Origin of the sequence: Empedobacter sp. GD03865 (assembly GCF_029840775.1) — a bacterium.
Lineage (GTDB): Bacteria > Bacteroidota > Bacteroidia > Flavobacteriales > Weeksellaceae > Empedobacter > Empedobacter falsenii_B.
Window position 1 is genome coordinate 1 of sequence record NZ_JAOCDF010000019.1, and the last position, 13,285, is coordinate 13,285.

At 36.5% G+C, this 13,285-nt stretch carries 10 protein-coding genes and 3 tRNA genes; all 13 read left to right on the plus strand.

All coding sequences use genetic code 11. The features are described 5' to 3' along the window. Position 1: 1 nt before the first annotated feature. A tRNA-Tyr gene (locus N5D46_RS08390) sits at positions 2–82 on the plus strand. 73 nt (positions 83–155) lie between these two features. Continuing rightward, positions 156–228 (plus strand) — tRNA-Gly (locus N5D46_RS08395). A gap of 185 nt (positions 229–413) precedes the next feature. After that, on the plus strand, positions 414–1,601 hold the full coding sequence (tuf, locus tag N5D46_RS08400) for an elongation factor Tu (protein WP_038331067.1): 1,188 nt from the start codon (positions 414–416) through the stop codon (positions 1,599–1,601). Between the two features lie 60 nt (positions 1,602–1,661). Next, positions 1,662–1,732: transfer RNA gene (locus N5D46_RS08405), tRNA-Trp, on the plus strand. A gap of 15 nt (positions 1,733–1,747) precedes the next feature. After that, positions 1,748–1,936, plus strand: a complete 189-nt coding sequence (gene secE, locus N5D46_RS08410; protein ID WP_038331172.1) for a preprotein translocase subunit SecE — start codon at positions 1,748–1,750, stop codon at positions 1,934–1,936. A 32-nt stretch (positions 1,937–1,968) separates the two neighbouring features. Continuing rightward, positions 1,969–2,517, plus strand: coding sequence for a transcription termination/antitermination protein NusG (gene nusG / locus N5D46_RS08415; protein WP_219033762.1), 549 nt, complete (start codon positions 1,969–1,971; stop codon positions 2,515–2,517). Positions 2,518–2,590: 73 nt separating this feature from the next. Next, positions 2,591–3,031: a 50S ribosomal protein L11 gene (gene rplK / locus N5D46_RS08420; RefSeq protein ID WP_038331069.1), complete on the plus strand. Its 441-nt coding sequence runs from the start codon at positions 2,591–2,593 to the stop codon at positions 3,029–3,031. 17 nt (positions 3,032–3,048) lie between these two features. Next, a complete protein-coding gene (gene rplA, locus N5D46_RS08425; RefSeq protein ID WP_038331070.1) occupies positions 3,049–3,744 on the plus strand; it encodes a 50S ribosomal protein L1 in 696 nt (231 codons plus the stop codon). Between the two features lie 18 nt (positions 3,745–3,762). After that, the gene (gene rplJ / locus N5D46_RS08430) at positions 3,763–4,275 is read left to right on the plus strand and encodes a 50S ribosomal protein L10 (RefSeq protein WP_125349460.1); all 513 of its coding nucleotides are present in this window, start codon (positions 3,763–3,765) and stop codon (positions 4,273–4,275) included. A 46-nt stretch (positions 4,276–4,321) separates the two neighbouring features. Continuing rightward, positions 4,322–4,690: a 50S ribosomal protein L7/L12 gene (gene rplL / locus N5D46_RS08435; protein WP_019974307.1), complete on the plus strand. Its 369-nt coding sequence runs from the start codon at positions 4,322–4,324 to the stop codon at positions 4,688–4,690. A gap of 102 nt (positions 4,691–4,792) precedes the next feature. Further along, positions 4,793–8,635: a DNA-directed RNA polymerase subunit beta gene (gene rpoB, locus N5D46_RS08440; protein ID WP_125349434.1), complete on the plus strand. Its 3,843-nt coding sequence runs from the start codon at positions 4,793–4,795 to the stop codon at positions 8,633–8,635. Between the two features lie 62 nt (positions 8,636–8,697). Beyond that, positions 8,698–12,975, plus strand: a complete 4,278-nt coding sequence (rpoC, locus tag N5D46_RS08445; protein ID WP_125349433.1) for a DNA-directed RNA polymerase subunit beta' — start codon at positions 8,698–8,700, stop codon at positions 12,973–12,975. After that, positions 12,975–13,268, plus strand: coding sequence for a DUF3467 domain-containing protein (locus N5D46_RS08450; RefSeq protein WP_038331074.1), 294 nt, complete (start codon positions 12,975–12,977; stop codon positions 13,266–13,268). The genes rpoC and N5D46_RS08450 overlap by 1 nt, the downstream gene beginning before the upstream one ends. The last annotated feature ends 17 nt before the right edge of the window (positions 13,269–13,285 follow it).

Consider the following 13,285-nt stretch of genomic DNA (forward strand, 5'->3'; position numbering starts at 1 on the left):
CGGGGAGATACTCAAGCGGCCAACGAGGACGGACTGTAAATCCGTTGGGTAACCTTCGCAGGTTCGAATCCTGCTCTCCCCACAAACTTAATTTTTAAAATTTTTTGTGGTTTAGGATTTAATCTTTAAATTTGCAAAGCTTTTTAGAAGTGAATGCGGGAATAGCTCAATTGGTAGAGCGTCAGCCTTCCAAGCTGAATGTTGCGGGTTCGAGTCCCGTTTCCCGCTCAAATTCTGGTTCGTCCAGTATAGTTAATCTTTTAAGTAGTTGTTGAAACTCATTTAAACCAAGGTTAACGCGAGTCAAAAATTAATATCTTTATATAAATCAAAAAGTGTATTTTTACACTTGAAAATAATTTAAAGTTATTTTTTTAATTTAAGTATAACAATAGAAATTAATAAAAAGTAAAATGGCAAAGGAAACTTTCAACCGTAATAAGCCGCACTTAAATATTGGTACTATTGGTCACGTTGACCACGGTAAAACAACTTTGACTGCAGCGATTACTAAAGTATTAGCTGATGCTGGTTATTCAGAAGCAAAAGCTTTCGATCAAATCGATAATGCTCCAGAAGAAAAAGAGCGTGGTATTACAATTAATACATCTCACGTAGAGTATGAAACTGCTAACCGTCACTACGCACACGTTGACTGTCCAGGTCACGCGGATTACGTAAAAAACATGGTTACAGGAGCTGCTCAAATGGATGGTGGTATCTTAGTAGTAGCTGCTACTGATGGTCCAATGCCTCAAACTCGTGAGCACATCTTATTATGTCGCCAAGTAAACGTTCCTCGTATCGTTGTTTTCTTAAACAAAGTTGATATGGTTGACGATGCTGAGTTATTAGAGTTAGTAGAAATGGAAGTAAGAGATTTATTATCTTCTTACGAATATGACGGAGATAACACTCCAGTTATCCAAGGATCTGCTTTAGGTGCATTAAACGGTGAGCCTCAATGGGTTGAAACTGTATTAAACTTAATGAACAATGTTGATGAGTGGATTGAGCAACCAGTTCGTGATCAAGATAAACCATTCTTAATGCCAGTAGAGGATGTATTCTCTATTACAGGTCGTGGTACTGTTGCTACAGGACGTATCGAGGCTGGTGTAATTAACTCTGGGGATCCAGTTGACATCGTTGGTATGGGAGAAGAAAAATTAACTTCTACTGTAACAGGTGTTGAAATGTTCCGTAAAATCTTAGATAGAGGTGAAGCTGGTGATAACGTAGGTTTATTATTACGTGGTGTTGATAAAACTGACATCCGTCGTGGTATGGTTATCGCAAAACAAGGATCTGTTAAACCACACAAAAAATTCAAAGCTGAGGTTTATATCTTAACTAAAGAAGAAGGTGGTCGTCACACTCCATTCCATAACCGTTACCGTCCACAGTTCTACGTACGTACAACTGACGTAACAGGGGAAATCAACTTACCAGAAGGAGTTGAGATGGTTTTACCAGGAGATAACTTAACTATTACAGTTGAATTATTACAACCAATCGCATTAAACGAAGGTTTACGTTTCGCAATCCGTGAAGGTGGACGTACAGTTGGTGCTGGTCAGGTAACTGAAATTTTAGACTAATTAGTCAAAATATAATATAGAAGATGTGGTAATCTTCAATGATTACCACTCTTTTTATCTACGGGCATAGTTCAATGGTAGAATAGCGGTCTCCAAAACCGTTGATCAGGGTTCGAATCCTTGTGCCCGTGCTAAATGAAAACGATATGAAAGTCGTACAATATTTTAAAGATTCCTTTGTAGAATTTAAAGATCATGTTACATGGCCATCATTCTCAGATCTACAAAGAGACACAATTATTGTTGCAATAGCTACAGTTTTGTTAGCTATATTTTTATATGCGGTAGATACATTATTCACACAAGTGCTTAACTTTATCTACGGCGCTTTTTAGTTTGTAAAATATCCCGTTTAGTAATTAGAATCATGAGTGAAAAGAAATGGTATGTAATCAAGACTGTAGCTGGACAAGAGCTGAAAGTTAAGGATTATATTGAAAGAGAAATTCAGTACCAAAATTTGAATGATTATGTAGGACAAATTGTTGTTCCTATGGAAAAAGTGATTCAAATCCGTAACGGTAAAAAATATCAAAAGGAAAAAGTACACTTTCCTGGTTACATCATGATAGAAGCCGAACTTGTAGGGGAAATTCCTCACATGGTAAAGAATACATCAGGTGTAATTAGCTTTTTGAGTGCAACGAAAGGAGGTGATCCTGTACCAATGAGACAATCGGAAGTTAACCGAATGTTAGGTAAAGTTGACGAATTAGCAGAAAACGTTGATACAAACTTAGGAATATCTTACATCGTAGGAGAAACTGTAAAAGTAATCGACGGACCATTCAATGGCTTCAACGGAACAGTTGAAAAAATCATTGAAGATAAACGTAAACTTGAAGTGATGGTTTTAATCTTCGGACGTAAAACACCACTAGAGTTAAGTTTTAACCAAGTTGAAAAGATTGCATAATCAATCTATCAACAAATTAAAAGTAGAAATTTAGGCTGCTTCCACATAACGCTTAATTTTAAGAATTAAAAAAATGGCAAAAAAAATTGAAAAAGTTGTAAAACTTCAAGTTAAAGGAGGACAAGCAAATCCTTCGCCACCAGTAGGGCCAGCTTTAGGTGCTGCAGGTGTTAACATCATGGAGTTTTGTAAACAATTTAATGGACGTACACAAGAAAAACAAGGTGCAGTGTTACCAGTTGTTATTACTGTGTATCAAGACAAATCATTCGATTTCGTAATTAAAACTCCACCAGCTGCTATTCAGTTAATGGAAGCTGCGAAATTGAAAAAAGCATCAGGTGTACCAAACCGTCAAAAAGTTGGTACTGTTACTTGGGATCAAGTTAGAGCTATTGCTGAAGACAAATTAGCGGACATGAACTGTTTTACTGTTGAATCTGCTATGAAAATGGTTGCTGGAACTGCACGTTCTATGGGTATAACTGTAAAAGGTGGGCAAGCTCCAGAATAATTAAAACATTTTAGGAAATGGCAAAGTTAACAAAAAGACAAAAAGAAGTATTAGCTAAAGTAGAAAAAAACAAACTTTACTCTATTGATGAAGCATCATCATTAGTAAAGGAAGTTAACTACGCTAAGTTTGATGCTTCTGTAGATATAGCAGTTCGTTTAGGTGTAGATCCTAAGAAAGCTAACCAAATGGTTCGTGGTGTAGTTTCATTACCACACGGAACAGGTAAAGATGTAAAAGTATTAGCATTAGTTACTCCAGACAAAGAAGCAGAAGCTAAAGCAGCAGGTGCAGACTATGTAGGATTAGACGAATACTTACAAAAAATTAAAGAAGGTTGGACAGATGTTGACGTTATCGTTACTATGCCAGCTGTTATGGGTAAATTAGGACCATTAGGACGTGTTTTAGGACCTCGTGGATTAATGCCTAACCCAAAATCAGGTACTGTAACTTTAGAAGTAGGTAAAGCCGTTTCTGAAGTAAAAGCAGGTAAAATCGACTTCAAAGTAGATCGTTACGGAATCATCCACGCTGCAGTTGGTAAAGTATCTTTCGATGCTGATAAAATTAAAGAAAATGCGAATGAGTTAATTCAAACTTTAATTAAATTAAAACCAACAGCTGCTAAAGGAACATATGTAAAAAGCATCACGCTTTCTACAACTCAATCTGTAGGTGTATCAGTAGATCCAAAAAGTGTAAACGCTTAAAATTAGTAGATTATGGCAATGACAAAACAAGATAAAGCAAATATGATAGATGAATTGCAAGCTGTATTAGCAGAAGCAAAAATCATCTACTTAGCAGATATCGACGGATTAAACGCTGTTAATACTACTGAATTAAGAAGAGCTTGCTTCAAAAGCAATGTATCTTTACGCGTAGTAAAAAACACTTTATTAAAGAAAGCTATGGAGCAAATCGAAGACAAAAACTTCGAAGAGCTTTACGGATCTTTAAAAGGAAATACAGCATTAATGACTGCTGAAGTTGGTAATGCACCAGCTAAAGTAATCGATACTTTCAGAAAAAAATCTGAAAAACCTATTTTAAAAGGAGCTTGGATTGAAGATAATACATTCGTAGGTGATGACAAATTACCACAATTAGTAGCATTGAAATCTCGCGAAGAATTAATCGCAGACATCATCATGTTACTTCAATCTCCAATCAAAACTGTTGTTTCTCAATTAGAGAACAAAGAGGCTGCAAAAGCAGAAGAAGGAGCTTCAGAAGAATAAGACACACTCATATCAAATAAAAGTTTAAAAAACAAAAAGCATTAAAATGGCAGATTTAAAAAAATTAGCTGAAGAGTTAGTAAACTTAACAGTTTTAGAAGTTAATGAATTATCTACAATCTTAAAAGATGAGTACGGAATCGAACCAGCTGCTGCTGCTGTAGTTGTTGCTGCAGGTGGAGCAGGTGAAGCTGCTGAAGAGCAATCAGAATTCGACGTAATCTTAAAAGAAGCAGGTGCATCTAAATTAGCAGTTGTTAAATTAGTTAAAGAATTAACTGGAAAAGGATTAAAAGAAGCTAAAGATTTAGTAGATTCAACTCCAGCAACAGTTAAAGAAGCAGTTTCTAAAGACGAAGCTGAAGCTTTAAAGAAACAGCTAGAAGAAGCTGGTGCAGTAGTAGAATTGAAGTAATTTTTATTACTCAAAAATATAGGTTTGGACCTAACACAGGACGTGTTAGGTCTAAACCTTTTTACGCATAAAGTCATTATATAAACCAAAATTCATTCGAAATTGGCCACTAAAGCAACATTAAGCAACTCGACTGAGAAAAAAGAAAGATTGAACTTCTCTTCTGCAAAAGCAGTCGCTCAGTTCCCAGATTTCCTTGACATTCAGATCAAATCGTTTGAAGATTTTTTCCAGTTGGAAACAAGACCTGACCAACGAAAAAATGAAGGTCTTTACCGAACATTTGCTGAGAATTTTCCAATTACGGATACTCGCAATCAGTTTGTTTTAGAATTCTTAGATTATTTCGTAGATCCACCACGTTACACAATTGATGAGTGTATCGAAAGAGGATTAACGTACAGCGTACCATTGAAAGCTCGTCTTAAATTATACTGTACGGACGAAGAACACGAAGATTTCGAAACTGTAGTGCAAGACGTATACTTAGGAACAATTCCTTACATGTCTCCTTCAGGATCATTCATTATTAATGGTGCAGAGCGTGTTATTGTATCTCAATTACACCGTTCTCCTGGGGTATTCTTCGGACAATCTTTCCACGCGAATGGTACAAAATTGTACTCATCTCGTATCATTCCTTTCAAAGGATCTTGGATTGAGTTCGCAACAGACATCAACAGCGTAATGTACGCTTACATCGATCGTAAGAAAAAGTTACCATTAACTACCTTATTACGTGCTATCGGATACGAAAGAGATAAAGATATCTTAGAAATTTTCGACTTAGCAGAAGAAGTAAAAGTTAATAAAGCTAATTTAAAGAAAGTTGTAGGTCGTAAACTTGCTGCACGTGTATTAAATACATGGCACGAGGATTTCGTAGATGAAGATACAGGAGAAGTTGTATCTATCGAGCGTAATGAAATTATCTTAGACCGTGAAACAATCTTAGAGAAAGATCACATCGATCAAATCGTAGATTCTGGTGTTAAGACGATCTTATTACACAAAGAAGATATTAATTCTGCTGATTATGGAATTATCCATAATACTTTACAAAAAGACCCTACTAATACTGAAAAAGAGGCAGTAGAGTATATCTATAGACAATTACGTAACGCTGAGCCACCAGATGAGGAAACAGCAAGAGGAATTATTGACAAATTATTCTTCTCTGATCAACGTTATTCATTAGGTGAAGTAGGTCGTTACAGATTAAATAAAAAATTAGGCTTAAGCATTAGCGAGGACGTACAAGTATTGACTCGTGAAGATATCATTTCGATTATTAAATACTTAATCGAATTAATCAACTCTAAAGCAGAGGTGGATGATATCGACCACTTATCTAACCGTCGTGTAAGAACGGTAGGTGAGCAAATGGCTAGCCAATTCGGAGTAGGTTTAGCTCGTATGGCTAGAACTATCCGTGAAAGAATGAATGTTCGTGACAACGAGGTGTTTACACCAATCGATTTGATTAATGCTAAAACATTATCATCTGTTATCAACTCATTCTTCGGAACGAACCAGTTATCTCAGTTCATGGACCAAACAAATCCATTATCAGAGATTACACACAAACGTCGTTTATCAGCATTAGGACCTGGAGGTTTATCAAGAGAAAGAGCGGGATTCGAGGTACGTGACGTACACCACACTCATTACGGACGTTTATGTCCAATTGAAACTCCTGAGGGACCAAACATTGGTTTGATTTCGTCATTATGTGTATTCGCTAAAGTTAATAACTTAGGGTTCATCGAAACACCGTACAGAAAAGTAGAAGATGGAAAAGTGGACGTCGAATCAGCACCAATCTATTTAACTGCGGAAGAGGAGGAATCAAAAGTAATTGCTCAAGCCAATATCGACATGACAGACGATGGTACTATTGCTACTGAACGTGTAACTGCTCGTGAAGATGGGGATTTCCCTGTTGTAACGCCAGCAGAAGTTGATTTAATTGACGTTGCACCTAACCAGATTGCTTCTATCTCAGCATCATTAATTCCTTTCTTGGAGCATGATGACGCCAACCGTGCGTTAATGGGATCGAACATGATGCGTCAGGCAGTTCCATTATTAAAACCTCAAGCACCAATTGTAGGTACTGGATTAGAAAAACAAGTTGCAAAAGATTCAAGAATCTTAGTAAATGCAGAACGTGAAGGTACAGTAACTTATGTTGATGCTGACATTATAACAATTAAATATGATCGTTCAGAAGACGAAGAATTAGTAAGCTTCGATACTGCTGAGAAAACATATAATTTAACAAAATTCAGAAAGACGAATCAAGGAACTACAATTACGTTGAAACCAATTGTAAAAGTTGGTGATCGTGTAGAGAAAGGACAAGTTTTATCTGAAGGTTATGCAACAGAAGGAGGAGAATTAGCAATTGGTCGTAACATGGTTGTTGCCTTTATGCCTTGGCAGGGGTACAACTTCGAGGATGCTATTGTAATCTCTGAAAAAGCTGTTCGCGAAGACTGGTTTACATCTATCCACATCGATGAGTATTCATTAGATGTACGTGATACAAAATTAGGTATGGAAGAATTAACTTCAGACATTCCTAACGTTTCAGAAGAGGCTACAAAAGACTTAGACGAAAACGGTATGATCCGTATTGGAGCAGAAGTAAAACCTGGTGATATCTTGATTGGTAAGATTACTCCAAAAGGAGAATCTGATCCAACTCCAGAAGAAAAATTATTACGTGCGATCTTTGGTGACAAAGCAGGTGATGTAAAAGATGCTTCTCTTAAAGCCTCTCCATCATTACGTGGTGTTGTTATCGACAAAAAATTATTCTCACGTAGTATTAAGGATAAACGTAAACGTTCTCAAGACAAAGCTATTATTGATAGTGTAGAAGCTGAGTACGACGTTAAATTCAACGAATTAAGAGAGATTTTATTAGAGAAATTATACGTTTTATTAAACGGAAAAACTTCTCAAGGTATTTACAACGACTTGAATGAAGAAGTAATCAAGAAAGGTGTAAAATACACACAAAAAATCTTATCTAATGTTGAAGATTTCTTAAATTTAACTGGAGCAGAATCTCTTTGGACAACAGACGAGGATAAGAACGAATTAGTAAAAGAATTGTTACATAATTACAAAATTAAGTACAATGATTTACAAGGAGCACTTAACCGCGAAAGATTTACAATCTCTGTTGGAGACGAGTTACCTGCAGGTATCGTTAAATTAGCAAAAATCTACATTGCGAAAAAACGTAAACTAAGAGTAGGGGATAAAATGGCAGGACGTCACGGTAACAAAGGTATTGTTGCACGTATCGTTCGCGACGAAGATATGCCTTTCTTAGAAGACGGAACGCCAGTAAATATCGTACTTAATCCACTTGGGGTACCATCTCGTATGAATATCGGTCAGATTTATGAAACGGTATTAGGATGGGCTGGACTTAAAATGGGTCAAAAATTTGCTACACCTATCTTCGATGGTGCTGAAATCGCTGATATCGATCGCATCACAGAAGAAGCAGGTATTCCAAAACACGGTACAACATATTTATATGACGGTAATACTGGAGAACGTTTTGATCAAAAAGCTACTGTAGGGGTGATTTACATGTTGAAATTAGGACACATGGTTGACGACAAAATGCACGCGCGTTCTATCGGACCATACTCATTAATTACTCAACAACCATTAGGAGGTAAAGCACAATTCGGTGGACAACGTTTCGGAGAGATGGAGGTTTGGGCATTAGAAGCATTCGGTGCATCTAATATCTTACGCGAAATCTTAACAGTTAAGTCGGATGACGTAATTGGACGTGCGAAAACTTACGAAGCAATCGTAAAAGGAGAGCCAATGCCAGAACCTGGTATTCCAGAATCATTTAACGTATTGTTACATGAATTACAAGGTCTTGGATTAGACATAAACTTGGAAGAATAATAGGGCAACCTATTATTCTACCTTTTTCGTTATAATAATATAATTGTTAGATACATTTCTATATGTCAACAAAAAATAAAACAAGTCAATTCTCAAAAATCCGTATCGGGTTAGCTTCTCCAGAATCGATTCTTCAAGAATCTAAAGGTGAAGTTTTAAAACCTGAAACGATTAACTATAGAACGCACAAACCAGAGCGTGACGGGTTATTCTGTGAGCGTATCTTTGGACCTGTAAAAGATTACGAATGTGCCTGCGGAAAATATAAAAGAATCCGTTATAAAGGTATCGTTTGTGACCGTTGTGGGGTTGAAGTTACTGAAAAGAAAGTTCGTCGTGAGCGTATTGGACACATCAATCTTGTTGTGCCAATTGCACATATTTGGTATTTCCGTTCATTACCAAACAAAATTGGTTACATCTTAGGATTACCATCTAAGAAATTAGACATGGTAATTTACTATGAAAGATATGTAGTGATTCAACCAGGTATCGCAAAAGGACCAGAAGGTGAAGAATTAAATAGATTAGATTTCTTATCAGAAGAAGAGTATTTAGATATCTTAGAAACTCTTCCAATCGAGAATCAATATCTAGAAGATACAGATCCTAATAAATTCGTTGCGAAAATGGGTGCTGAAGCATTAGAAGACCTATTATCTCGTATCAATTTAGATGAGTTATCTTACGAATTAAGACACAAAGCACACAACGAAACTTCTAAACAACGTCGTACAGAAGCGTTAAAACGTTTACAAGTTGTTGAGTCGTTACGTGAGTCAAATATGCACCACGTAAACCGTCCAGAATGGATGGTAATGCGCGTTATTCCGGTTATTCCACCAGAATTACGTCCGTTAGTTCCATTAGATGGTGGTCGTTTTGCAACATCAGATTTAAATGATTTATATCGTCGTGTAATTATCCGTAACAATCGTTTGAAACGATTAATGGAAATCAAAGCGCCAGAAGTAATCTTACGTAATGAAAAACGTATGTTACAAGAAGCGGTTGATTCATTATTTGATAACACGCGTAAAGCATCTGCTGTAAAAGCTGATGGTAACCGTCCGTTAAAATCATTATCTGATTCATTAAAAGGTAAACAAGGTCGTTTCCGTCAAAACTTATTAGGTAAACGTGTAGATTATTCTGCTCGTTCTGTAATTGTTGTTGGACCAACACTTAAATTACACGAATGTGGTTTACCAAAAGATATGGCAGCTGAATTATACAAACCATTCGTAGTTCGTAAATTAATCGAGCGTGGAATTGTAAAAACAGTTAAATCGGCTAAGAAAATTATCGATAGAAAAGAGCCAGTTGTTTGGGATATTTTAGAAAATGTAATCAAAGGTCATCCAGTTTTATTAAACCGTGCCCCTACGTTACACCGTTTAGGTATCCAAGCATTCCAACCGAAATTAATCGAAGGTAAAGCAATTCGTTTACACCCATTAGTGTGTACTGCCTTCAATGCCGATTTCGATGGTGACCAGATGGCTGTTCACTTACCATTAGGACCAGAAGCTGTTTTAGAAGCACAATTATTAATGTTGGCTTCTCAAAATATTTTGAATCCTGCAAATGGATCTCCAATTACTGTACCTTCTCAGGATATGGTTTTAGGTCTTTACTACATGACGAAAATTCGTCGTACAGACCACCAATTTACAGTAAAAGGTGAAGGATTAACTTTCTATTCAGATGAAGAAGTTCAAATTGCATACAACGAAGGAGCTGTTGACTTAAACGCGCCAATTCGTGTAAAAGGAACAATTCGTGTAGGAGAGGAGTTAGTAGAAAATCAATTAATCGAAACTTCAGTAGGACGTGTGTTATTTAACCAAATCGTTCCGAAACAAGTAGGTTATATTAATGAAGTATTAACGAAAAAATCGTTACGTACAATTATTAATAAAATCATCAAGATTACAGATTTCCCTACAACGGCTGCTTTCTTGGATGATATGAAACAATTAGGATACCGTAATGCCTTCGAGGGTGGTTTATCATTCTCATTAGGAGATATCTTAATCCCAGAACAAAAGAAAGACCTTATCTCAGGTGCGATCAACCAAGTTGAGAACATTAAGATGAACTATAATATGGGTCTTATTACAAATAACGAACGTTACAACCAAGTTATTGATGTTTGGACAACAACAAACGCAACTTTAACTGAAATTGTAATGAAACGTATGACAGAAGATCAACAAGGATTTAACTCTGTATTCATGATGCTTGATTCTGGAGCGCGTGGATCTAAAGAGCAAATTCGTCAGTTATCAGGTATGCGTGGATTGATGGCTAAACCTCAAAAAGCTGGTTCTACTGGTGGGGATATCATCGAAAACCCAATTATCTCTAACTTCCGTGAAGGTCTGTCTATCTTAGAGTACTTTATTTCTTCGCACGGTGCGCGTAAAGGTCTTGCCGATACTGCCTTAAAAACTGCCGATGCTGGATACTTGACTCGTCGTTTAGTTGACGTTGCGCAAGACGTTATCGTAATGCACGAAGATTGTGGTACATTAAGAGGTTTAGAAGTATCTGCACTTAAGAAAAAAGAAGAAATCATCGAAAGTTTATCTTCTCGTGTATTAGGTCGTACTTCATTAAATGATATTTACAACCCAGATAATGGTGAATTAATCATTTCTGCTGGTAACATTATTACAGAAGATATTGGTGATGCTTTAGAAGCAGCTGGTATTGAAAATGTAGAAGTTCGTTCTCCATTAACATGTGAAGCGAAAACTGGAATTTGTGCTAAATGTTACGGACGTAACTTAGCTACAGGTAAAGGTGTTCAGAAAGGTGAATCAGTTGGTGTAGTTGCTGCACAATCTATTGGTGAGCCTGGTACACAGTTAACATTACGTACTTTCCATGTTGGGGGTACTGCGGGTAACGTTTCTGAGCAAAATACAATTAATGCTAAAGTTGATGGTACAGTTGAGTTTGATGACTTACGTACTGTTGAATCGACAGATGATGCAGGTAACAAAGTAGATACAGTTGTTTCTCGTTCTACAGAGATGAAAGTAATTGACGATTTAGGAAACGTTCGTCAACAAACTAACATCGCTTATGGTACTATCTTATCTGTTAAAAACGGAGCTAAAGTTCAAAAAGGTCAAGAGATTGCAAGTTGGGACCCTTATAACGGGGTAATCATCGCGGAATCTACTGGTAAAATCGAGTACGAACAATTAGAGCAAGGGGTAACTTTCCAAATTGAAATCGATGAGCAAACAGGATTCCAAGAAAAAGTTATTTCTGAATCACGTAATAAAAAATTAGTTCCAGCGTTAAGAGTTATCACTATTGATGGTGAAGAAAAAACATACAACTTACCAGTAGGTGCACACTTAATGGTAAATGATGGTGAAAAAATTAATGCAGGTAAAATCTTAGTTAAGATTCCTCGTAAGTCAGCTAAATCTGGCGATATTACAGGAGGTTTACCTCGTATTACAGAGTTGTTAGAGGCTCGTAATCCATCTAATCCATCAGTTGTTTGTGAAATGGATGGAGTTGTATCTTTCGGTAAAATAAAACGTGGTAACCGCGAAATCATCGTTGAATCTAAAAATGGTGAAATCCGTCGTTACTTAGTTAAATTATCAGCACAAATCTTAGTTCAAGAAAATGACTTCGTACGTGCAGGTGAGCCTTTATCAGATGGAGCAATTACACCAGAAGATATTTTAAGAATCTTAGGGCCGACAGCGGTTCAAGAATACTTAGTAAACGAGATTCAAGATGTATACCGTTTACAAGGGGTAAAAATTGATGACAAACACTTCGAAATTATCGTACGTCAAATGTTACGTAAAGTTCGTATTGTAGACTCAGGAGATTCAAGATTCTTAGAAGATAGTTTAGAGCACAAAGACGATTTCATGCAAGAAAACGATCGTTTATTTGGAATGAAAGTCGTAGAAGATGCTGGTGATTCTGACACATTAAGTCCAGGACAAATCATCACAGTTCGCGAATTACGTGACGAAAACTCTAAATTAAAACGTGAAGACAAAAACTTAGTGACAGCTCGTGAGGCTTTACCTGCAACAGCAGAAGCAGTTTTACAAGGTATTACAAGAGCGTCTTTACAAACTAAATCTTTCATGTCTGCGGCATCGTTCCAGGAAACTACAAAAGTTCTTAACGAAGCAGCTGTAGCTGGTAAAGTAGACGGTTTAGTAGGATTAAAAGAAAACGTTATTGTTGGTCACTTAATTCCTGCCGGAACTGGATTAAAAGAGTATCAAAACATCATCGTAGGATCTAACCGTGAATACGAGGAATTAATAAACGCAAAACAAGAATTATAATGTCAGAAAATCAACAAAACGAAGGATTAAACATTGAGTTAAACGAATTAGTAGCTCAAGGTGTTTATGCTACAGGAGCAATCATCAACCACTCACCATCTGAGTTCGTTGTAGATTTCGTTCAATTTTTACCAGGTGCTAGACCATCAGTAAAATCAAGAATTATTTTGTCTCCATTACAAGCAAAACAATTATCTCAATCGTTAGCAGAAAACGTAACTAACTTCGAGAAAAGCTTTGGTGAAATCAAAGAACCTCAAGTAAACAACGGTACTGCAACTTACGAAGCTTAAGAATCATTCTTAATATT

Coding starts and splice junctions, on each gene's coding strand:
- rplK (WP_038331069.1), top strand. CDS start 2,591: ATGGCAAAAAAAATTGAAAAAGTTGTAAAACTTCAAGTTAAAGGAGGA.
- rpoC (WP_125349433.1), top strand. CDS start 8,698: ATGTCAACAAAAAATAAAACAAGTCAATTCTCAAAAATCCGTATCGGG.
- tuf (WP_038331067.1), top strand. CDS start 414: ATGGCAAAGGAAACTTTCAACCGTAATAAGCCGCACTTAAATATTGGT.
- rplJ (WP_125349460.1), top strand. CDS start 3,763: ATGACAAAACAAGATAAAGCAAATATGATAGATGAATTGCAAGCTGTA.
- rplL (WP_019974307.1), top strand. CDS start 4,322: ATGGCAGATTTAAAAAAATTAGCTGAAGAGTTAGTAAACTTAACAGTT.
- nusG (WP_219033762.1), top strand. CDS start 1,969: ATGAGTGAAAAGAAATGGTATGTAATCAAGACTGTAGCTGGACAAGAG.
- secE (WP_038331172.1), top strand. CDS start 1,748: ATGAAAGTCGTACAATATTTTAAAGATTCCTTTGTAGAATTTAAAGAT.
- N5D46_RS08450 (WP_038331074.1), top strand. CDS start 12,975: ATGTCAGAAAATCAACAAAACGAAGGATTAAACATTGAGTTAAACGAA.
- rplA (WP_038331070.1), top strand. CDS start 3,049: ATGGCAAAGTTAACAAAAAGACAAAAAGAAGTATTAGCTAAAGTAGAA.